This window comes from Telluria sp. B2 (assembly GCF_051789535.1).
In the GTDB taxonomy this organism is placed as follows: domain Bacteria; phylum Pseudomonadota; class Gammaproteobacteria; order Burkholderiales; family Burkholderiaceae_D; genus Telluria.
In genome coordinates, this window is record NZ_CP196525.1 from 1,872,849 (window position 1) to 1,895,047 (window position 22,199).

17 protein-coding genes and 2 tRNA genes are annotated in these 22,199 nt (G+C 61.8%); 12 read left to right on the forward strand and 7 right to left on the reverse strand.

The window, feature by feature from the left end; genetic code table 11:
• Positions 1-61: 61 nt before the first annotated feature.
• From ACSUZJ_RS08370 to ACSUZJ_RS08380, 3 genes are read right to left on the reverse strand one after another with little or no spacing between them, the layout of a single operon-like run.
• Positions 62-1,087 (reverse strand): tyrosine-type recombinase/integrase, encoded by a 1,026-nt coding sequence (locus ACSUZJ_RS08370; RefSeq protein WP_499416481.1) that lies wholly within the window; start codon positions 1,085-1,087, stop codon positions 62-64.
• Positions 970-1,299, reverse strand: coding sequence for a helix-turn-helix domain-containing protein (locus ACSUZJ_RS08375; RefSeq protein WP_499415082.1), 330 nt, complete (start codon positions 1,297-1,299; stop codon positions 970-972). Before ACSUZJ_RS08375 ends, ACSUZJ_RS08370 begins: the two co-directional genes overlap by 118 nt.
• Before the next feature lie 6 nt (positions 1,300-1,305).
• A complete protein-coding gene (locus tag ACSUZJ_RS08380; protein ID WP_499415084.1) occupies positions 1,306-2,172 on the reverse strand; it encodes a phage integrase N-terminal domain-containing protein in 867 nt (288 codons plus the stop codon).
• Positions 2,173-3,567: 1,395 nt separating this feature from the next.
• On the opposite strand from ACSUZJ_RS08380, the gene ACSUZJ_RS08385 reads away from it, so the two are divergent.
• Complete coding sequence (locus ACSUZJ_RS08385) at positions 3,568-3,867, forward strand: hypothetical protein (RefSeq protein WP_499415086.1); 300 nt, start codon at positions 3,568-3,570, stop codon at positions 3,865-3,867.
• 258 nt (positions 3,868-4,125) lie between these two features.
• Here ACSUZJ_RS08385 and tssK read toward each other — a convergent pair whose 3' ends face one another.
• Positions 4,126-5,457, reverse strand: a complete 1,332-nt coding sequence (tssK, locus tag ACSUZJ_RS08390; protein ID WP_499415088.1) for a type VI secretion system baseplate subunit TssK — start codon at positions 5,455-5,457, stop codon at positions 4,126-4,128.
• A 198-nt stretch (positions 5,458-5,655) separates the two neighbouring features.
• On the opposite strand from tssK, the gene tssE reads away from it, so the two are divergent.
• Genes tssE through tssG form a run of 3 tightly spaced genes read left to right on the forward strand, consistent with a single transcriptional unit; the run spans position 5,656 to position 9,101 of the window.
• Positions 5,656-6,129, forward strand: coding sequence for a type VI secretion system baseplate subunit TssE (gene tssE, locus ACSUZJ_RS08395; protein WP_499415090.1), 474 nt, complete (start codon positions 5,656-5,658; stop codon positions 6,127-6,129).
• 21 nt (positions 6,130-6,150) lie between these two features.
• Entirely contained in the window at positions 6,151-8,001 is a 1,851-nt protein-coding gene (tssF, locus tag ACSUZJ_RS08400) for a type VI secretion system baseplate subunit TssF (RefSeq protein WP_499415092.1), read from the forward strand.
• Entirely contained in the window at positions 7,998-9,101 is a 1,104-nt protein-coding gene (tssG, locus tag ACSUZJ_RS08405) for a type VI secretion system baseplate subunit TssG (RefSeq protein ID WP_499415094.1), read from the forward strand. Before tssF ends, tssG begins: the two co-directional genes overlap by 4 nt.
• Here tssG and ACSUZJ_RS08410 read toward each other — a convergent pair.
• Positions 9,065-10,264: an AcrVA2 family anti-CRISPR protein gene (locus ACSUZJ_RS08410; protein WP_499415096.1), complete on the reverse strand. Its 1,200-nt coding sequence runs from the start codon at positions 10,262-10,264 to the stop codon at positions 9,065-9,067. The two genes, tssG and ACSUZJ_RS08410, sit on opposite strands and share 37 nt — an antisense overlap.
• 156 nt (positions 10,265-10,420) lie before the next feature.
• Between ACSUZJ_RS08410 and ACSUZJ_RS08415 the strand changes: the two genes are divergently transcribed.
• The 6 genes from ACSUZJ_RS08415 to ACSUZJ_RS08440 all read left to right on the forward strand — a co-directional run bounded on the left by ACSUZJ_RS08415 (position 10,421) and on the right by ACSUZJ_RS08440 (position 18,583).
• Positions 10,421-13,228, forward strand: coding sequence for a type VI secretion system Vgr family protein (locus tag ACSUZJ_RS08415; protein WP_499415098.1), 2,808 nt, complete (start codon positions 10,421-10,423; stop codon positions 13,226-13,228).
• 33 nt (positions 13,229-13,261) lie between these two features.
• Positions 13,262-15,211 carry a phospholipase D-like domain-containing protein gene (locus ACSUZJ_RS08420; RefSeq protein ID WP_499415100.1) on the forward strand — a complete coding sequence of 650 codons (1,950 nt, stop codon included), beginning with the start codon at positions 13,262-13,264 and terminating at the stop codon, positions 15,209-15,211.
• 1 nt (position 15,212) lies between these two features.
• Complete coding sequence (locus ACSUZJ_RS08425) at positions 15,213-16,241, forward strand: SEL1-like repeat protein (protein WP_499415102.1); 1,029 nt, start codon at positions 15,213-15,215, stop codon at positions 16,239-16,241.
• A gap of 25 nt (positions 16,242-16,266) precedes the next feature.
• Positions 16,267-16,545 (forward strand): PAAR domain-containing protein, encoded by a 279-nt coding sequence (locus ACSUZJ_RS08430; protein ID WP_499416483.1) that lies wholly within the window; start codon positions 16,267-16,269, stop codon positions 16,543-16,545.
• Between the two features lie 364 nt (positions 16,546-16,909).
• Positions 16,910-18,135 (forward strand): IS3 family transposase gene (locus tag ACSUZJ_RS08435; RefSeq protein ID WP_499415104.1). Its coding sequence is split into 2 segments (ribosomal slippage): positions 16,910-17,261 and positions 17,261-18,135, totalling 1,227 coding nucleotides; the frame shifts between segments, so codons are not numbered across the junction.
• Between the two features lie 372 nt (positions 18,136-18,507).
• Positions 18,508-18,583: transfer RNA gene (locus ACSUZJ_RS08440), tRNA-Asn, on the forward strand.
• Between the two features lie 70 nt (positions 18,584-18,653).
• Here ACSUZJ_RS08440 and ACSUZJ_RS08445 read toward each other — a convergent pair.
• A complete protein-coding gene (locus ACSUZJ_RS08445) occupies positions 18,654-19,166 on the reverse strand; it encodes a hypothetical protein (protein WP_499415106.1) in 513 nt (170 codons plus the stop codon).
• Positions 19,167-19,434: 268 nt separating this feature from the next.
• Entirely contained in the window at positions 19,435-20,649 is a 1,215-nt protein-coding gene (gene purT, locus ACSUZJ_RS08450) for a formate-dependent phosphoribosylglycinamide formyltransferase (RefSeq protein WP_499415108.1), read from the reverse strand.
• Between the two features lie 139 nt (positions 20,650-20,788).
• Here purT and ACSUZJ_RS08455 point away from each other — a divergent pair.
• Together ACSUZJ_RS08455 and ACSUZJ_RS08460 are read left to right on the forward strand one after the other, a co-directional pair.
• A tRNA-Asn gene (locus ACSUZJ_RS08455) sits at positions 20,789-20,864 on the forward strand.
• Between the two features lie 135 nt (positions 20,865-20,999).
• Positions 21,000-22,091 (forward strand): tartrate dehydrogenase, encoded by a 1,092-nt coding sequence (locus ACSUZJ_RS08460; RefSeq protein WP_499415110.1) that lies wholly within the window; start codon positions 21,000-21,002, stop codon positions 22,089-22,091.
• The last annotated feature ends 108 nt before the right edge of the window (positions 22,092-22,199 follow it).

A 22,199-nucleotide genomic window follows, 5' to 3' on the forward strand; every position in this document is an offset into this window, starting at 1 on the left:
ACCACTTCGCTCCATTACGATACCCAGGCCGCATGCCCACGTCTTAATGTGCGTCAGGCGTTCACGGTTTCCGTCCTCGGTCGTCCAGCCGGGGCAGGGCGCTGGTGGCAAGCAGGCCGTCAACGACGGCCGCATGCTGCGCGAGCTGCGCCGGCGCCAGGTGGGCGTAGCGCCGCACCATCGTCGCCGACTTCCAGCCGCCCATCTCCTGAAGGTCATACAGCGGTGTCCCGTGCTGGACCAGCCAGCTCGCCCAGGTGTGTCTGAGGTCGTGCCAGCGGAAGTTCTCGATACCTGCCCGCTGCAGGGCCTTGCGCCACGCTTTGGTGTTGACTTGTGTGATCGGCCTTCCCATGTAGGTGAAGACACGCGTGGCGTGTTTGCCGCGTTGGCGCCGCAGTACCTCCCGCGCAACATCGTTCAGCGACACATGGAGATCCTCGCCCGCCTTTGCCTGCTCGCCGGCGATCCAGCAGGTTCCCCGGTCGAGGTCAACTTGCTGCCATTCGAGCTTCGTCACGTTCGCTTGGCGCAGTCCGGTCGCCAGCGCGAACAGGGTGATGTCACGCTGGTGCTCCGGCAGCTCGGCGAGCAGCACCTTGGCCTGTTCGGAGGTGATCCATCGCACCCGCCGCTTGGATTCCCGGTAGAGCGTCAACTTCGGCGCCCGGTCGATCCACTCCCATTCCTGCCAAGCCTTGCGCAGGATCGCGCGTATCAGGGACAGGTAACGGTTGGCCGTCGCGCCGCTGGCTTCCGCCTTCTTGCGCTCGCCGATCGCCGCGATCTCCTCGCGCGTGATTTCGGCCAGTGGCCGGCCGCGCAGGAACTGCTGCAACCAGGCCAGCTTCGCGATGTCGTCGCCATGCGTGCGCTTGTGGGCTGTCTCTTGCAGCCACCGATAGCCCGCGTCGTCCCATGTGTACGCGGGCCGCTCGCCCAGCTGCTGGACGCGCCAGGCCTCGGCCTTCAGCCGGTCGTGGAGTTCCTGTGCCGCGATCCTGTCGCCTGTCTGAGCAGAGCGTCTAACGCGCTCTCCCCGTGGCGTGGTGAAGTCGATCCACCAAGTCTTGCCGCGCTTGTAGATTGCCATGTTGCCTGTTCCTTTCCGATCTTCGACGGCAGCGGCGCCGCCGGCAGGTATTGGCCGCGCAGCCACGCAGCCAGGTCGTCCTCAATGAACACCCACGACTTGCCAGGCTTGGCGCCTGGCAGCAGTCCCAGCTTCGCGCGGCGCCGAACTTCCTCGGGATGCATCCTGAGGAAGGCAGCCGCCTGCTTGAGGTCGAGGGTGTTCATGGTCTATTAGCGGCCGAGATAAACCGCAGTAATCTGCTCGCGCTCGTGGCCGAGCTCTTTTGAAATCAGCAGCCGCACGGCCCGGTCGCGGGCTTTCTGCTCGGGGGTGAGCATTTTCGAAGTCGGACCGCCGCAGGCAGGCGCCTTCCACCCTGTCAGCGCTTCGTAGCGCTGTTGGGCGAAGCGGTGACGCTGCCCATGCACGTGCTTGATGCCAGCCTGCGCGCACGCCGCCTTGAAGCGCTCAAGCTGGTCTTTGTAAGACATGCCTTTCGGGATTAGGCTACCTTTCCCGGCAAGTGCTTTCGCGGCGTCCAGCGCCGCGCGCTGTGCTTCGGTTGTGATAGGTATCGCGCGCGCCTTGCCTCCTTTCGTCCAGGAATCCTTGAGGCACAGCCTGTCACCGCAGTCGGCCCATTCGGGCCTCATCTTTAAACTTTCCTCGCGCCTCAATCCGAACTCACGCTGGAGTAGCAGGGACATCCGCGTGTACGGGTCTTTTATCCCGGCCAGCTGGTCATCTGTTACCACCGTGGCTTTGCTTACATTGGTCACGTAGGTGCGGTCCCCGATGCCATAGTCGCTGTTGTTTCGGCTGACGACGTTGTCCTTTCCAACGTGCTGCGCCCAATATCGCATTGCCGTCATCAGGTTTTTAATGGTGCCAATTGCCAGCTGCTTTTCTTTCCAGTATGCGACCAAGGCCTCAACGTGCTTCGGCTTGAGGCCGCCAATTTCGAGATTGCGATATCCGAGCTGCGCCGTGTCGTGTGCAATTATCGAAAACAGGCGTCGCCTCGTTGCCTGGGTTGCATACGAACCGTCCTTATTGCGGCTGCACATTCGGTTGAATTGGTATTCAAGATTACGCATCGCATCCACCTCAATCGGATAAATGGTTTATTTCGTTTTGCTGCGCGGTGTATGGGTTTTCAGGTAAGTGTTTTTGGCCGCCCATTACCGCCGCAGCGGTAGCAGGTCAATTTGGCCGCGGGGACACCACTCCCCGTTTATGCGGATGTTTTGCTTCTTTCCCCGCGCCGCATCGCGATTGGGAGCCGTTGCATGTCCTCCAGGGATCACTGCAACGGTCGACAGTTAGCCCAGTGTCGAAAGGGGCGCATCACCATGCGCGTGTCGGCCGTCGAAGCGACAAGAAACCAGGTAACCCGCGGTTTCCATGCGGAGTGCACCTCGTGCACGAGCTGTTGTCCGCCGAGCGGACAGGCCAATAACCCAGGGCCCATGGAGAGCACTCGCGTACTCGTTCTTGAAAAGCCAGATCAGCTGCAGGATCAGTGAGGGCTAGCCTTCGTCACACGCCCCCATCACACCGAAGTTGTAGCGAGCTGCACAGTGAAAAAGCCGCCGAAGCCGCGTCGTCACTAGCAGTCGGCGCCGCTAGTGACGACGCGGTGCACGCTGCACGGGTGCCATGGAGGGAGGGTCAACGCTGCTGGCGCCCCCGTGCCAACGGCAACGGGAACAACAGCACTGGTGGCAAGGCCGCGCGCGCAGACGTGCGAGCGCTGCGGGACCGTGTCGAACGGTACCCACAGCGCACGCCTACCCGCGCGCTGACGGCTTCGCCGAGACAGGCATCACTGGCGCCGGATAGCGCCGATGAATGCCAATGCGAGGATGCAGGACGCACCCCGCGATCAGGCAGCAAACGCCAGGCTGGCGACGGCTTGCCACGTGACGGTGTCGAACCGTACACATGGCTGCCGCCGCTAACCGAACGCTGCCGCGTTAAGGATCAATAGAAAAGGTAACGACAGACGCGCGTTACCGCTGCTGAAGATAAGGAAGTGGACGCAGGCGCATCCACGCAGACGAGATAACTGACTGTGCTTCGTGTCGCAGACATACCAAATCCGCAACGCTTGCATTAAGAAAATATCGGCTCATGCTGGTAACGACAGCTACGCTTTCTGTGAAGAAAGACACGAGAGAGCTCTCGCGGGTGGGCTGACCACCATGAATTACTCATCAGTAAACCACATTGCGCGGGAAGGTTTTTGAGGTAACGCAGTTCAGCGGTATGCAGACTGCCAACGAAGTATCCCGGTGACTGGCCGGCTGCGCGCGCTTCTGGACAGTGGCCCGTTCGCGACTGGTTTTCTGGGTTCTTCGCGCGACCGGCAACGCGGCTCACGCCGTGCGCAAATGCTAAATGTTTCGGAAACGTTGTCACCGTCCGCATGTCCAATACCCAGCAGTTTGCGCAATCGATCGAACTCAACCAGCAACTTCCAGAGGAAAACCATGCCCTTCTCCGACGACCAGAAACGCAGATTCTTGATTAACCTTCGCGTGCCAGCAATCATATTTCTGCTTTGGGCGATCCTGCCCGCCGATCTGTACCTTCACCTCTATTACGTCGCCCATATTTTGATTATGTTCGCGCTGCTACCGTTGACGATTTATGCCGGCCTGGCGCTGAGAGAACAAGGAAAACGCAGGCTGTCCCTTCTCGCGTTCGGTACTAGTGTCGGCATTGTGATTCTCATCGCGATAATTCGCCATCTAGATGCAAAGCTGATGGGAACCGGCATCTGGTTCTAAGCTGGACTTTGTCCATTTGAGAGGCCAGATGCAGAGGAAAAGTAAGCCCGAATGTATAGTTGTTTAGTATCGTGCGATCATATTCCGCGCCGTAGCTGGCCTTTGTTCCGTGCAAAGGCTATCCTGTGCGACTTGATTGCTGGGTTCAGCAGTCCCGGCATTCAAACGCGCACCAGGAGCAGTTGGCAGCATGAGTTCACGCATTCACCCGGGAGCATGCACGCATGAAACACCAGTCGACGCGAATCGCAGCCCGAATCAGGTAACTGCAATCAACTCGATCTTCAGCCCCGGGATACCGTCCGGAGCGTAGATTCCGAGGGACCCTGTTTTCAATGCCTTTTCATAGAGCGGGCTTTTCGTCGACAGCGAGAAATAGTAGGTGTTGGGCCGTACCGGAATTGCAGGAGGAACCTGTGGCATGTGCGCCAGCGGCACGCCCGGCAAAGCCGACCCGACAATGCTCTCGAGGTCGTTAGGAGCGGCGACCTTGAGCCGGATCGGCACCATCGCCACCAGCTCAAGTCCTGGCATATCTGCGGTGACCGCCAGACACAACTGCGTCTGTGGCGTGACCTTCGCCGGGTCGAGTACCGCTTGCGAGTATGCGCGCCTCCCCCCGTCGGTGACCAGCGGGATGATGAAATATTTTGTTCCAATCACCGTATCGACCAGGTCGCGCAACAATCCATCGAGCTCCGTGAACACCTCGCCCAGCGCTTCGTGGCGGTAGGCCGGCAAGTCGGCTGTCTTGAAGCGGTCGGAAAAGGTCATCAAGCCGCCCACGGCGGCCAGCATCTGCCGAAACATCGCTTCCGGATGAAGTCCCGGGGACCGGGCGCAGTGCATCAGTTGGGCGCTGGCGGTACTCAGGATATTGAGCATCCACCAGGAGGAGATGTCGCCCGCACCGACCTCGTACACTTCGTTGCTCGCCTTGCGATGCGTGCGCTGGAGCGATTCGATTTTCGCGGTCATGATGCTGACCAGCCCTTCCAGCATTCCCCTGAGGGCAGGTGCCGCGCCAATCGTGATACTGGGTGGAACAAAGGACGGGTCGAGCTCGAACCCGCCTTGCGGCGCGCGTCGGATTTGAACCACGGGAACGCTGATGTGCTGGCCGCTCGCCTCGGCGCGGGCGATTAGCCTCGCCTGCTTTTTCAGGAACGGCACCTCGATGGCCAGTGCCTCGCTATACAGATCTGCTGTTTCAATGTCGCGGCACACGTAGCGTCCGTTCTCATTGGCATTACCGCCGTGCGGCTTGACGAGGGCCAGCGCAGCGCAGAACGTAAACGTGTCGAGGTTCGCCGGCAGGCGCGAGAGGTCGACCGGCTCAGGCAACAGGTCGGCTGTCGGCGCCTCGTAAATTTCGCCGTCCGGAAAGATGACCGACATTGTGCTCGCACCGAGCCAGTTATTTGCCAGGCCATCCAGGTTCCATTGCACCGCGCATACACCCCAGAAGTACGGGTTCAGGGCCGATGCCATTCGCTGGAGCCGCGTCTCATGATAAAGGTCCTGACACTGGAAGTGCTGCGGCCCCAGCGTCAGGCCCTCCGACCACATGATCTTGGATGCCACGCTCATGAGTTCCTCCAATAAAGTTTTTCTACAGACAGATTCTTGAAAGCATGGCTTCACGGGGCTGTTCAGTAGTTGATCTTGCTCATTCTCTTAGTCCATTACTTCGTCCGTGCCGCTCTATTGCGAAGGCGCAACATTTTCTTTCTACAAGGTTTAATAATGTGTGCCGTGGTCACGTCCGGCCTCGTCGAGGAGAACACCATGCAAGGATTCACCCGCGGCTTGTTCGACCGCCTTGACAACGATGGCGAACCTGCGTCCGGCAACAAGCATGCAGCGCGCGCGCGGGCTGAGGAGGAAGCCATGCGCAGCATCACGCGCGACCTGCAGGCGCTCCTCAATACCCGCTCGGCCCTGTCTCCGGCGTCGCTCAAGCCCTATCAGGAAGTATCGAGGTCCATCGTCAACTACGGCCTGATCGACTTCGCCGGCATGTGCATGAGTAGCGACACCGATCAGAACGAAATCTGCAAGGCCGTCCGCCTGGCGATCGAGCGCCACGAGCCGCGCCTGCACAAAGTTGCGGTAGCGCTGCGGCCACGGCAGGGGGCGATCAACCGCGTCGACTTCGTTATCACGGCCCGGCTCAAAAGCGTGCCGCAGGCCGAATCGATGTCATTCAACGCCGTGTTTCGACCGTCCCTCCAGCAGTACTCGATCGAAGGCACAGACTAGAAAGCGAAAGACAGCGATCCCATGGATGAACTGTTCACGAAGTACGAGCGCGAGCTCGTGGCCCTCAGGTCGCTGTGCCGGGAATACGCGCAGCGTTATCCCAAGGTCGCGGCACAACTGCAGCTTGGCGGCGACACATGCAACGACCCGCACGTGGAACGCCTGATCCAGGGCGTCGCCTTGCTCAGCGCGCGTGTCGCGAAGCGCCTGGACGATTCGTACCCGCAGTTCACCGAGGCGCTACTCAACCTCCTGTTTCCCCACTACCTCCGACCGTTCCCGTCGTGCGCGATCGCGCGGGTGCTGGGTGCGCCAGGCGGAGATGAAGAAACTGAGACGCTGCCCGATATGCCCCGTGGCACGCTCCTCGAATCCGCACAGCTAGCCGGCGTTCCATGCACGTTCAAGACTGCCTACGATGTCAAGTCGTCGCCTGTCGTGCTGCTTGACGCGAGCTTCGACACGGCCGTCTGCGCACCGGTCGCGACTCGCCTGCCCGAGGGCGTCACCGCTACGCTGACGCTGACGTTCTCATCGGAGCGGCCGGGCGAGCCACTCTGTGCGGCAACCACTGCCATCATGCGCCTGTACGCCGACGGTGATGCTTCGTTCTGCGCCGCGCTGCGCGACACCCTTTTCATGCACACCCGAGCCGCTTACGTGCAACTGGACGAGAAAGGGCCGTGGGAGCGATTGCCGGTCGTTCCTGTCACGCCGGCCGGTTTCGCTGATGACGATGCGCTCATTCCCTTCGAAGCACGCGCCCACACGGCGTACCGTCTCCTCGCCGAGTATTTCGCCTTTCCCGAGAAATTCAACTTCTTCGACATTGACGTCCCCGCGCTGCTCCGCCGCATCCCTGCCGGGCGCACGCACTTCACGCTGCGCCTGGCGATCGCCGACATCCGTCCCGAAGGCGACAAGGCGCGGATGCTGGCAAGCCTGTCGAAACAGCATCTCCTGCTCGGCTGCACGCCGGTGGTCAACCTGTTCAGGCAACCGGGCGTTCCTGTCACCTATAGCCAGCTATCGGCCGACTACCCGCTTCTGGCGCATGGCAGCCACCCGCAAGCTTACGAAGTGTATTCGGTCGACCGGGTGCACATGGTGCGCCAGAACGGCGCCGGCAAGGTCGTCACGGAATTCCGCCCCTTCTATTCGCTCCGGCATGGTGAAGAGAGCCTCATGAGCAAGGGGCACTACTGGATGATGCGCCATGACGAGACGCTCGCCATCTGCAGTCCGGGTCATGAGAAATCGATCACACTCGTCAATGCCGACTGCGAGCCGCTGGAGATCGAACGTAACTTCCTTTCCATCGATCTGAATTGCACCAACCGCGACCTGCCATGCTCGCTCAAGATCGGCGCGGCTGATGGCGATCTGTTCGTTCCCGGGACAGGGCAAAGTAACGTGATCCGCCTGTTGCGCAGGCCGACCCGCCCGGTCCGGCTGGCGAACGCGTCCGGCATGCATTGGCGCCTGATCTCGCATCTGGCGCTCAACCACCATTCGCTGGTGATGGAAGGGGCGGAAGGCTTGCGGGAGATGCTGGCCCTGTACGATTTCGCGGCTTCGCCCGTCTCGCGCCGCCAGATCGGCGGCATTGTCGCCCTCGAGCAGAGCGAGACCACGGCCTGGATGCGCCACAGGCGCGGTTCTTCCCTGGTACACGGCACCGAGATCCGCCTCACGCTCGACGAAGAAGCCTATGCCGGCGCTGGACTGCACCTGTTCGTGCAGGTCCTCGACGAGTTCTTCGCGCTGTATATCCAAGTGAACAGCTTTGTCGAACTCATCATCCTGTCTCAGCAAAGCGGAAAGGAACTGTTCCGATGCAAGCCACGAAGCGGACGCATGGCGCTAGTGTGATCGGCCTGCTGCTGATTGAGCCGTACCGGTTCGAATTCACGCAGCTGCTCAACCTCCTGCTGCGCGAGTTCCGGCGCCACGGCGTTCCCTACGAGCGTGCCATGCGCGAGGTGCTCAGGTTCCAGAACAACGTGTCCCTCTCGTTCCCGGCCAGCGAAGTGCATTCGCTCGAGGTCGAGCCGGATGTATCGGATCCTCTTGCCTCCCTGCGCAAGGGAGAACTGAAACGCATCCGGATCACGCCGGCATTCATCGGGCTGCTGGGGGCGGGCGGCACCCTTCCTCTGCACGACACCGAGCGGATCGTCGCCCGCAAGGCGCATGACGGCGATGCGAGTCAGCGCGAACTCCTCGACGTGCTGTCGAACCGCCTGGTCGGGCTGTTCTATGAAGCCTGGGCCAAATACCGGGTCGAGCATAGCCTCGACGTCCAGGGCCAGGACCGCCTGCTTCCAATGCTGACCGCCATGGCGGGCGTGAGATCGGCAGCCGCCAACGGACGCACGCACCTGGCCGGCCAGGTGAAGCAGGAGACGATGGCCTACTTTTCAGGGCTGCTCAGAACCCGGCCCGTAGCGGCAAGCACCGTTGAACAGGTGTTGAGCGCCCACTTCGGCCTACCGGTCCAGCTGGAGCAGTTCGTCGGCTGCTGGGCACCGATCCCCTTGAACCGGCGCAGTACGCTCGGCGTTACGGCGCCGACGCTTGGCGGCAGTGCGGCGCTCGGCGTGCGCCAGTGGCGCCACGACCTGCGCGCCCGGCTGCACATCGGCCCTCTCGACGAAGCGCAGGTAGCGGGGTTTCTTCCCGGAGGGGACGCGCTGGCCGCCCTGGCGGAGATGGCCAGCCTGTTTGCGACGCCAACGGTGCGTTACGAACTACGGCTGCTGCTGGCGCCTCCCTGCATCAAGCGCTTCACCCTGAGCACGAGGGCGACGCCACGCCGGCTTGGCTGGAGCACGTTCCTGACCGGGACGGACGGCGTTGCCAGCCGCCCCGAAATCAGGTCCATGCTGCTCCTGCCGCTACCCGCCCCCTGCCAGGCACAGGGGGTGGGCATGAATCAAGCCGCAGTGACTGCGCCAGCGCCGGCCCGGTAGAATTTTGGCGTGGGCACCTCGCCCTGCAACTGCTCCGCATGCACCAGCACTGGCGCGACAAAGATGAGCTTACGCTGCTGGTTGCCGGCGCCATAAGGCTGCATCCGGAAGTGCCCACGGCGCCAATGCGGCGTCACGCTGCCGCCAGACGCACAAGTCGGAGCGCTTGGCGGCAGGGACTCGGGACCAACCATGATGCCGTCGTACAGGGAAGCCGATCTCTGCAAGAGTTTGGCGCGCTTGCGCTCGCCCAGGCCGGCGGCGCGGCGCAGTGCCACATCGTGGTCCCGGTGCTCCGTCACGCGCGCCTGCTTCAATGCCATGTACAGGAACACCTTCACCACGTAGCTGACCGCGGCGTGCATCCGTCGATGGAACTCCCCGTCCCGCTGCTCTTTGACAGCGCCAAGAACCCTGGTCAACCATTCACCTACTGTGGTGCTCCCCCTGTCGGTCTCGCCGAGCAGCGATACATGGCCTCTGTAGAGATCCTGGCGCTTGCTGGCAAAGATGAGTTCCAGCGTCCAGCGCGGCTCCCCGGCGGCGCAAGGCTCGGCGGGCGGAGTCAGGAAACAGAACACCCCGTCGAAGAAATGGTCGTCAGCCTGTGCAACCGGCACCTTCAGGTAGCGCATCGCCGTTTCTCCAAAGCGCAGGTACTGGGCCCGGTAAGGCGGTGCCACCATGCTCATCGGCAGGCTGAGATCCACGTCCGAGTGCGTCAGCAGCGTTTCCAGTGCCGGCGTGGCCTCGATCACCGTCCCCTTCTGCAAATGGTATTTCAGGTTCACGCTGATCTCGACCGCGAGCCTTTGCAGGTCCTCGGCGAGCATCTCGGCCATCGCCCCCGATAGCGGGCGCTCGGGACGTGCGTGTTCGAACTGCCGGAGGATCTCCTTCCTGATCTGCCAGCACAGCGTGCCCGGATCTTGCCAGCGGCGCCAGACCTCGGTGTTCCCGAGCGCGCGCGTCCAGGCGTCGATCGCGCCTTGGTTACGAAACTGAACCGGGTAGGGCCGCCCGAGAAGCGTCGTCACCCGACTGCAGTCCACCGCCGGACTGATGTCGATCAGTTTGTGCTCCCGCGGCGGCTGCTTTTCAGCCGCGATGGCGGCATCGTTTCGGGCCAGTCCTGGCCCATGTTGTCTCAGGTTTTTCAGCATGTCAGGCCCGTCTGGTGATCGATTCGAAGTAGACACCCAGGAAACTGTAGACATGGCTCAGGGAAACATATTGATTCTGGTCAATTTCGTTCCAGCGACATCAAGGTAACTTAGCCGTTGGATTTTTTCATCTTGAGCAGTCATTGGAGGCGGTTGATGGGCGAAAGTCAGGTAATCGCGGCCGGCGCCGCGCTGTCAGCGTTCAGCGGACAATCGCAGCACAAGCGCCTCATGCGGCTGGACTTCCCGTTCGACGACGGCCCGCCCGCCATCCTGCTCCCGAACAAGCTGGTCGCCCATGAGGAAGTCTCGCGCGGCTACCGCTTCGACGTCGAGGTGCTGTCGGACGACCCGCGCATCCCGCTGAAGATCGTCATGGGAAAAATGGTGACCATCTCCCTGGTGCGCCAGGACGGGTCGCTGCGCTACTTCAACGGCTACGTCACCGGGTTCCGTTTTCTCCGCAGCGATGGCGGCTTCGCCTTCTTCGAGATGGTGCTGGAACCCTGGCTCGCACTCACCCGGCTGCGCAAGGATTGCGTGTCCTTCCACCATAAAAGCGTACGCGAGATCACCGAGGAAACCCTGAAGCACTACCCCCAGGCCGACTGGCACATGCACATCTTCGAGGAAGACCCGCGCCTGACGGTGGCCAACCAGTACAACGAGACCGACTACAACCACCTGCACCGCCGCTGGGAAGCGCTCGGCCTGCATTACTGGTACGAGCACCGCTTCGATGGCCACAAGCTCATGCTGTCCGATAAGAGCTTCCTGGCCGAGCCGATCGACGCTACCCGCCACATTGATGAGGATGTCATCCCCTTTCACGACGAGAGCGGCTCGCTCGAGGACGACGGCATCCGCGAATGGACGGCGAGCCGGCATCTAGGCTCGGGCAAGACCACCCTGGTCAGCACCGACTACAAGAACCCGGGCGCGCAGCACGCCAGTTTCGATTCCGCTAACCGGCAAGGCGACATCTTCCCCTACGAGGTGTACGAGGACACCGGCGCATATGGCTTTCGCATGCGCAGCGACGGCGAGCAGCTGGCGGCGCGGCGCATGGTCGAACAGGACAAGGACACGCAGACTTTCGAGGCCGTCGGCAACGACCGAAGCGTTCAGCCGGGCCGCACCTTCAAGCTCGGCGGCCATTTCAGCGCCGAGCCGCGCTCGCTCGAGTACGATCCCGAACCGCGTCCCGGCATCGGCGACCGTGACTACCTGATCCTGTCCGTCGACCACGAGGCGACCAACAACTACCAGGCCGGCCCGGGTGCGCCTTCGCACTACGAAAGCCGTTTTACCTGCGTGCGCAAGGACATCCGCTGGCGCCCCGGCTGCGGCTTCAACAGCGAGCCCGGCATCTACACGGGGCTGCACACGGCCACCGTGGTCGGCCCGGCCGGCGCCGAGATCCACACGGACGGCTACGGGCGGGTCAAGCTGCAGTTCCACTGGGACCGGCTGGGCAAGCATGACGAGAACAGCTCGCCATGGATCCGCGTGATGACGCCCGCCGCCGGCCACGAATTCGGACAGATCCGCTTGCCGCGCGTGGGCGAGGAAGTGACCGTCGTCTACGCCAACGGGAACATTGACCACCCGCTGATCCTCGGGGCCGTCCACAACGGCAAGCACATGCCGCCGTGGTCGCTGCCGAAACAACAAGCACTTGCTGGCCTGCGCAGCCGCGAGCTTGGCGGCGGCAAGCGCGGCAACCACCTCGTCCTGGACGACACGAAGGAGCAGATCCAGGCGCAGCTCAAAAGCGACCACCAGTGCAGCCAGCTCTCGCTCGGGCACATCACGCGCATCGAGGACACCAGCGGGCGCAAGGACGCGCGCGGCGAAGGCTGGGAATTGCGCACCGACGGGCACGGCGTGGCGCGCGCCGCCAAGGGACTCCTGATCACGACCGAGGCGCGGCAGGCGGCACGTGGTCCGATCAAGGACATGGCCGAGACGACGCGCCGCCTCACCCACGCCGCTGAACAGCATCAACTGCTGGCGGAGATCGCGCACAAGAACGGCGCGCAGGAACCGGCCGACAACCAGGACGCCGTCGCGTCCCTCCTGCGGGCGCAGAACGACGCGGTCCAGGGGACGGCGTCGAAGGCCGGCGGCTTTCCCGAGTTGAACAAGCCACACCTGGTGCTGGCCAGCCCCGCCGGCATCGCCACAACGACCGCTGGCGACACCCATATCGCCAGCGACCGCCACACGGCCCTCACGACCGGCAAAAGCCTGTCCGTGGCCGCCGGCACGCATCTCTTCGCCAGCATCCGCCAGACCTTCCGGCTGTTCGTCCAGAAGGCGGGCATGAAGATGGTGGCCGCAGCCGGCGACATCGACGTCCAGGCACTCACCGACAACATCAAGCTGCTGGCCAAGCTGGACATCACGCACACGGCCAACCGGATCACCATCAGCGCCAAGGAAGAAGTCGTCATCAACGGCGGCGGCAGCTACGTGAAATTCGCCGCCGGCGGCATCGAACACGGCACCAACGGCACCTTCGTCGCGCATGCCGCGCACCACAGCCTGGTCAATGCAAAAAACGCGGAGATGGCCGTCGCCATGCCGCCCGTTGCCGACGTGTTGCGCAAGGGTCGCGCCGCGCTGCACTTCGGCAGCCACGCCGAAGCCGCCGGAAGGACCGGTGCCGGCATGCCCTTCAAGCTGTTCAAGGACGGCGCATTGGTCGAGCAAGGAAAGGTTGACGACAAGGGCAACATCCGGTTCGCGCACGAACTTGAGGCCACGGCGAACTACAAGGTGGAGTTCCCGACCGGCCAGTCCTTCGATATCGAGCCGAGCGCTTACGCCGAGCAGCCCGAGATCAACGCGGGCGTGGGCTATCACGGCTATGAAAACCCGGGTGGGTTCCTGTCCGAGGACGTGGCATCCCTGGACCAGGACAGGATCGACGCCAACCCATGGTCCAGGGATCGGACCTGACCATACAACCGGCTTGTTTTGGAGAAGACGCGAATGAGCATGGACGAGAATGCAGGGCTCTACAAACAGAAGCTCTGCTACAACAAGGAAGTAGGTCCTTACCAGTGCCTGACCTCCCCCTGGTGGGTCAGGACGATCAAGCATGGTACCTACCCGCCGCGGCACGCGTGTGAGCTCAAACCCCTTATCTGCGGTGAGGAGGTGTTCAGAGACATACACGAGGATCTTCTCGCGGCACAGCGCAGTGTGGACATCATTACCTGGGGATTCGATCCTGGCATGGTGCTGGTCCGGGGTGGCGGGGCCGAAGACGGTACGCGCTATGGCGACCTGCTTAAGCAGATAGCGACCCGGGAAAAGGACCCGGTCACGGTGCGTCTGCTGCTCTGGCACGACAATGCGGCCTCTTATGCTGTGCAAAAGAACAACCCTGGCTTGTTTGGCAGCCGCGTTCCCACGATCGGCGCCTATGCTGGCTATTTCGGCGAAACGCACGACCGGTACAACCGCGAATGGTTCGATGAAATCATCGCAGGAAATGTGCCGACGATTGAGCTGCATACGCGTGAAGTTGCGCTCGAGCTACTGGTGACGGCGCTCTGGGGTGAGCGATACAAAGTCGGCCCTAAAGGCGTACTTGGGGCCGTTTACCCCACCCATCACCAAAAGATGATCCTGATTGATTATGAGACGCCGGACCGCGCTATCGGCTACGTGATGGGGCACAACTCGACAACGGACTTTTGGGACACGATCGAGCATCGCTTCCAGTGCTCACGGCGCGAGACGCTCTACAAGAAAAACCCGGCTGACGCGATTAGCCAGTGGGACGCCGCCATGGATGAAGCGCGAGACCTGTATGACCGGCAAATGCAACGGCTTCAACCTGGACAAGCGTCACGGCGAAGAGCTGAGCGCCTCATCGAATTCGAAAGGAAATACGGCTTTACCGCTAAGCCCTACCAGGATGTATCGCTGCGCGTGCGCGGCCCGATCCTGCACGACCTCAATCACAATTTCTGCTATGGGTGGGCCGAATCCCAAAAGGGCGGCTCGGATTTGTTCAACGCACTCTGGATGACACCGCTGCGCCTGGCGGGTAAAGCGGCACGCGCGGCGGCCAAGGCGGTCAACATAATGCCGGAGAAAGTGCCACCGCTTGCGCAAAGCAGGCAACATCTCAAGGCCGCCGATTTCATCCTGCGCGGTGGCCAGCACGACGCGCAGCTCATGCGCACCTACCCGGAGACCAAGGAAAAGTCGATCAAGGAGTGCTATGCCAACCTGACCCGGCTCACCCAGCATTACATCTTCCTGCAGAACCAGTACATCCAGTACGAGGACTGGGTGATCCACCTGACGAAGTGCGTCGAGAAGCTGCGTGGTGCAGGATATACCAAGCCCATCTATGTATTCATCCTGACCTCGACGCCTGAGGCGGACGGCATGGACCTGGCGACCTACGAGATCGCCCTGAAACTCGGACGCAGCGACACGATGGCCGTCGAGCATGCCGAGAGGGTGGAGGCGGCCAAGCGCGACAAGACGAAGATGCCGATTACGGCGGAAGAATTGGAAAAGCGCGGCATCAAAGCGCTCATGGGGTCGATGTGGAGCGGTGCCTCGAAGCCGCGCTCGCCAGACGACTATGAAGAGACATATATCCACTCCAAGGTGGCGATCGTCGACGACGCGGCATTCACGGTCGGGTCTGCCAATCTGAACGTGCGCAGCATGGCGATGGACAGCGAGCTCAATCTGCTCAGCCAGGCCAAGGATGTCGCGTTTGACTTACGCAAGAAGCTGTTCCACCAATGCACCAAGGATGAAGGGCCGGCGCAGTTTGGCGATATGGGAAGAACATTCAATAAATGGCTCGCAGTGATGGAAGACAACAGCAAAGCGATGGCGAACCGCCAGCCCCTGAAGGGCCAGGTCGCCACGTTCCATGTGAACAGGCAACCCGGTTCGCCGGTGATCTGATATGCGACCGTCAAGCCACCGCAGGATCTATATCGCCGCCGCTTCGGTCGCCCTGGCGATCGGTGCCTATTTCTTACAACAACATCTGGAGTACGTGAAGATGCATACGATTCCCGCTGGCTTGCAGGCGTTCGATGTGAACGGCCCGGTTCCAACTTGCGGCCGGTGGAAGGACTCGATGCCGAAAACCCGCGATCCGGCCGCTTACCGGCTTTACATCAACGCCCGCAAGCTGTGGCGCAGCAAGATCGAGTGGCAGCTGACGCGCCAGGAGGCGCTCAGCATCCTGCACGATGTGCAGGCCGCCGCAAATCAGGGCGACTGGGGCGCGCGCGCATTGATGGCCTACTTCTACCGATCCGGTCTCGGCCCCCTCGACTCCAACCATGTACTCGATCCTGACGCGGACAAATCGGTCGAGATCGTCCGCTCAGCCGTCGCAGCGGGCCAATCGTGGGGATACTACGATCTCGGTGTCGCCCACGAATATGGCTATGGCGGTGCTGTGCAGGACGGGAAGATCGCCTGGGCCTATTACCGGAAAGCGGCGGAACTCGGCAGTCCGGAAGCGCAGATGACCCTGGCGGGCGCCTATCTGAAGGCCGAACGCCACGATGTCGAGGAAGCGATGGTGATGTGCGCGTACAGGCAAGGTCATGGTCCTGCAGCGTACGATCTTGCAGTCACAGCCAAGGTCTTCAACAATTTTGCGAAAGCGATCGAGTACTATCAAGCGGGAACGCGGCTCGGACATCAACGCTCAGCTGCGGTACTTATGCTGATGTTTGACACCAAGGATTGGAGTTTGCGCGACAAGCAAGAACAAAATGCGCTAAAGGCATTGGAGATCTTGCCCGATCCCGCACGTTCAGAAAGGTATGAACAAATCTCCGACGCGCTTGACATCAACCCTGACCTGCGGCTAACGCGGCTTGACAAAGTGTTGCCGCTCCCGCCTGCGGAACTGCCCGACTGGAAGGGCATCCAGGACGCGCTTGAGCCTGAACCGGACGGCGCGCCGACCTACTGATGTCATCGGCCCAGCAAAGAAAAATATGTCTCTGAAAATAATCACGGTCGGCGACAAAACCGATCATGGCGGGACCGTAATCAGCGGCTCGCCCACGCATGATATTCATGGGCGAGCAATTGCGCGTCTTGGTGACGAAGTCAACTGTCCGCAGTACTACCCTGGCGGCAAACCGCATGGCGTGAACAAAATCATTACCGCCCATCGCACGTTTACAGTCAACGGCGTGCCTGTAGCTGTCGAAGGCTGCAAGACAGAGTGCGGGTGTAAGTTGATAGGCAGCTTGCCGGCGACAGTTGGTTGAGAGCCAGCCTCTTATGGAAGCGTCCACTGTTGTTCGGCAGAACACAACGCTATGCCTCTGTTGCGGCAAACGCGGCTGGCATAGCGATAGGCCGGAACTGCCATGTGACGTATTTGTGCCGCGGCTCCTTGTAAATTACCGATCCTCCCCTTGGATACGATTGGTTATCACGCTTGGCAAGCGATGCAAGTCATTGATTAACAAGTTCTTTCTGTCCCGCCCCGCCGACTGTTAATCCGCAGGTCCCTGGTTCGAGTCCAGGTCGGGGAGCCAGAATATGAAAAGGAGTGTCGAGAAATCGGCACTCCTTTTTTGTTTTGGGTGACCCATCCTGCAATAGGTTGACACTTTTAGGAGTGTTGACATGGATGAGAGGAAGAGACGCACTCAGCGCGATTACACGCTGGCTTTTAAACTGGCGGTCGTTGATGAGGTAGAAAAAGGCCAGCTGACGTACCACCAAGCTCAGCAGCGTTACGGAATCCAGGGGCGTTCAACTGTGCTGGTCTGGTTGCGTAAGCACGGTCGACAGGATTGGGGTAGTCTGCGAGGACCGAACCAGCACAGGAGCGATCCCGTGAGCAAGCCAACCGTACCCCAGACGCCCGAGCAGCGCATCAAGGAACTGGAAACGCAGCTCAAGGATGCAAACCAGAAGGCCCAGTTATTCGAAGCGATGCTGGAAGTGATCCGCAAGGAATACGGGGTCAAGCTGCCAAAAAAGCATTCCGGCGAGTCATCGAGCAAAGGCAGGTAGCCGGTTTGAGTCTCGCCAAAGCATGTAGATTCATGGGCTGGAGCCGCCAGGCGTACTATCAGCAGATCAAGGCAGAAGCAGCGCTTCATGAACGCGATGAGAAGGTCGTGGAGCTGGTACGGGAGGTGCGGCGAAGACAGCCGCGCATTGGCGTGCGCAAGCTTCATCACCTGCTACACGGGCGTTTGGTCGCCAAGAACATCAAGCTGGGACGAGATGGCATGTTTGCCACGCTCAAGCGAGCGCACTTGCTCGTTCCGATGGCGCGTGCCTATCACAAGACGACAGACAGCTTTCACCGGTTTTACAAGCATCCCAACTTGCTCAAACCTGGGACAAACACATGCAGCGCTACTCGCTCCGAACAGGTATGGGTAGCTGACATTACCTACGTGCCGACGCGCCAGCAATGCGTCTACCTGAGCCTTGTCACCGACGCTTACTCACGCAAGATCGTTGGCTATCACGTGCATGCTAGCTTGCAGACCGAAGAGGTTGCCCAAGCGCTCAAGATGGCCTTGCGCTCGCGCCAAAGCGACCTGCCGCTGATTCATCATTCGGATCGTGGAATTCAATATTGCGCCAGCGCGTATCAGGAGTTGCATGCAAAGCATGGCATCACCTGTTCAATGACTGACGGCTATGACTGCTACCAAAACGCGCTGGCCGAGCGAATCAACGGAATATTGAAGACTGAATTTCTGTTGCAACGCCCCCAGGATCTGGCTGAAGCCAGGCGCATGGTGAAGCAGTCCGTAGCCATCTATAACCACGAGCGGCCGCATCAGGCGCTGAAATACAAAACGCCCGATGAGGTTCATCGGGCGCCATGAGATGGTGGAAGTACCAACTATTTTGGTCAGTACAACTGTCAACCTATTTTAGGACTAGTCAGGGTGGCCCTCATCGCCTGTCCTAGCTAGCGGCCCCAACTGTAGGGTGGGCACGCCGTGCCCACGCGTTGCGCACGTATCCATGAGTCGCTAGCCGGGACATATCGCCCGCGATGTAGCCGATTACCTCGCAGTACGTGACTCCGTTTGGCGCTGGTGGGCGACGATTCCCTGCAGCAGGTGCAAGGAAGCACACGTAACGCGTGGGCACGGGGTGCCCACCCTACAGTCGAGGCTGCAGTCTTGCATGCATGAATTCACGCGCAGCCCTTTGCGTAATGCCGCTGAGCAGTTATAATTCGCGTCATCCATTCCCTGATAGCTCAGTCGGTAGAGCGACGGACTGTTAATCCGCAGGTCCCTGGTTCGAGTCCAGGTCGGGGAGCCAGAACAAGAGAAGGGCCGCATGCGCAAGCTGCGGCCCTTTTTGTTTTTGGCGATCTACAGGGCTCTGCCGTTTACTGTCCCGCAGGAGCGCACTGTCCGTGCGGCGCTCGCGCGCGTCGTCGTTCCGGACTGTGCAGTGGTGCTCCGGCTTGCTGCTGACCATTGCGCCCGCCCAGGTCGCCCAGCCCGGCGCCCTGCCGCTTCCTGGTCATCGTGTTGTCCACGATAACCAGGATGGCGGCCGGAATCACGAGCAGCAGCCTGAGCATGTTGAGCGGCGCGCCGAACAGTTTCAGCCAGTCGGCCTTGAACACGGCGTCCAGGGTGCTGATCGTGAGCGAGAGCAGCAGCAGGAAGGCCGCCATCATGCCGATGTTCGTCGCGTTCAGCACATGCATCGTGCGCGTGCGGCAGAGGCCGATGTCGCCCGCGGCGCCCTGGCGGAAGGCCTCGACCAGTTCGCGGTAGCGCGTGCATGCGGCGTCGTGGCGCTGCTCGAGCAGCTGCATGAGCCGCCACGCCGCATAGGCCAGTGCCGCCGATGGTCCGACCATCTCCATCATCTTCTTCAACTTGAAATCCACTTCATCACCTTGCCCAAAACCTGTCGCCAACGCATGAGAATCCGCGCCATGCGGATGGTGCGTGTCTTTACGACTATTACATCGCACCTGGGCGGCATCTGGTATAAGGCTTGCGCCTACAGGCTTGTCGGTCTGCTTCCAGAGGTGGAATCGGATTGCAGGAAGTGGGAGAGTCGGAGATGGCGGGGGGAGGTGAAGGCGCGGGCCTGGCCGGCCGGCGCCTTGCAAACTGCGTGCGGATCGCAATAGCGCCCGCGACTCCTGTTGCCTATTTGCGGCCCGATACCGGCTTGACCTTGCCGGCCGCTTCCAGTGCCCGCGCGCGTGCGGTCTCGACATCGTTCGCGGCCGCCAGCGCCACGCCCATGCGCCGGCGCGCAAACGATTCCGGCTTGCCGAACAGGCGGATGTCGGCGCCCGGCACGCGCAGCGCCTCGGCCACGCCTTCGAAAGCGATGCCTTTCTCGTCGAGCTGGCCGTAGATGACGGCGGAGGCGCCCGGCGTGCGCAGCGCCGTGTTCACCGGCAGGCCCAGCACGGCCTTGGCGTGCAGCTCGAATTCGCTCTGCAGCTGGGTGGCCATGGTCACCATGCCGGTGTCGTGCGGACGCGGGCTCACTTCCGAGAACCAGACCATGTCGCCCTTGACGAAGAGCTCGACGCCGAACACGCCCAGGCCGCCCAGGTTGCCCGTCACTTTCTCGGCGATCTCGCGCGAGCGCTGCAGGGCCAGCGCGCTCATCGGATGCGGCTGCCAGGATTCGACGTAGTCGCCCTGCACCTGCTTGTGGCCGATCGGATCGCAGAAGCCCGTTTCGACCTGGCCATTGGCGCCCAGCGAACGCACGGTGAGCAGGGTGATCTCGTAGTCGAAGTCGATGAAGCCTTCGGCGATCACGCGCCCGCTGTCGACCCGCCCGCCGGCGGCGGCATAGTCCCAGGCGGCGCGCACGTCGGCTTCGCTGTCGAGTTTCGACTGGCCCTTGCCGGACGAGGACATCACCGGTTTCACGACGCAGGGAAAGCCGACGGCGGCGCAGGCCGCTTCCAGCTCGGCCAGGTTGCTGGCGAAGCGGTAGGGCGAGGTCGGCAGGCCAAGTTCCTCGGCCGCGAGGCGGCGGATGCCTTCGCGGTTCATGGTCAGTTGGGCCGCGCGCGCGGTCGGGATGCAGGTGATCGCGCCTGCCGCTTCCAGCTCGGCCAGCTTGTCGGTGGCGATCGCCTCGATCTCGGGAATCACGAGGTCGGGCTGTTCCTGTTCGATCAGCGCGGCCAGCGCAGCGCCGTCGGTCATGTCGATCACGTGGGCGCGGTGCGCGACCTGGTGGCCGGGCGCGTCCGGATAGCGGTCGACCGCCACCACCTCGACGCCGAGGCGCTGCAGCGCGATGATGACCTCCTTGCCGAGTTCGCCGGAGCCGAGCAGCATCACGCGGGTGGCCGAAGGAGAAAGGGGAGTGCCGAGAATGCGGGGAGTAGTCATGGTCTGAATGGAAGTGTGGTCAAGCCGTGCGGCCAGGGTGGCGTGACTATAGCAAAGCATGCCGCGGGAGGGGCGGGACAGGCCTGTTTCGAATGGGGCTGGCTAAAACGGAAACGGCCGGCTATAATATTGCCTCAATTCCCTGATAGCTCAGTCGGTAGAGCGACGGACTGTTAATCCGCAGGTCCCTGGTTCGAGTCCAGGTCGGGGAGCCAGAATATAGCCAAGTGCACGGAAAGGCCGCATCGAACGATGCGGCCTTTTTCGTTTCTATGGGGCATTTTTCGGCTCATCTGCGCCTTTGTGGAAAGGCTGCTACGATCCTCCTTTCTACCGAAGGGAAGCATCACATGACACGCAGTTTCAAGATCGCCGCGATCGCCGGCGACGGTATCGGCAAGGAAGTCCTGCTGGAAGGCCTCAAAGTCCTGGAAGCAGCCGCCAGGCGCTTCAATCTCGACCTCGAGTTCACCCAGTTCGAATGGGCGAGCTGCGATTACTACCTGAAGACCGGCGAGATGATGCCGCCGGACTGGAAGGAGCAGCTCGCCGGCATGGACGCGATCTATTTCGGCGCGGTCGGCTGGCCCGCCACGGTGCCGGACCACATCTCGCTGTGGGGCTCGCTGCTGAAGTTCCGGCGCGAGTTCGACCAGTACATCAACCTGCGACCGGTGCGCCTGTTCGAGGGCGTGCCTTGCCCGCTGGCCAACCGCAAGCCCGGCGACATCGACTTCTACGTGGTGCGCGAGAACACCGAAGGCGAGTACACCAACCTGGGCGGCATCATGTTCCCCGGGACCGAGCGCGAAGTGGTGATCCAGGAATCGGTGTTCAGCCGCCATGGCGCCGACCGCGTGCTGAAGTACGCCTTCGAGCTCGCCCGGTCGCGCGAACGCAAGCACCTGACGGTGGCGACCAAGTCGAACGGCATCGCGATCAGCATGCCGTGGTGGGACGGCCGCGCCGACGCCGTCGGCGCCGGCTATCCGGAAGTCACGGTCGACAAGCAGCACATCGACATCCTGACCGCGCGCTTCGTGCTGCAGCCGCAGCGCTTCGACGTGGTGGTGGCCTCGAACCTGTTCGGCGACATCCTTTCCGACCTGGGCCCGGCCTGCACCGGCACGATCGGCCTCGCGCCCTCGGGCAACCTGAACCCCGACCGCACTTTCCCCTCGCTGTTCGAACCGGTGCACGGCTCGGCGCCGGACATCGCGGGCCAGGGCATCGCCAACCCGATCGCGATGATCTGGTCGGGCGCCATGATGCTCGGCTTCCTGGGCGAGGCGCCGGATGCGCCGGCCGGGCTGCGCGAGGCGCACGACGCCATCGTGGCGGCGATCGAGCAGGTACTGCGCGCCGGACCGCGGACCGGTGACCTGGGCGGGGCGGCGAAGACCGTCGAAGTGGGCGATGCGATCGCGAGCCTGATCGGCTGAGGGTTCGGCGTTAACGCCTGAATATAACGGCTTTTGTAGGGTGGACACCTGTGTCCACGCGGTACGGCACCCGAAACAACGAGGCCGATGATCTCGCAACAAGCGATG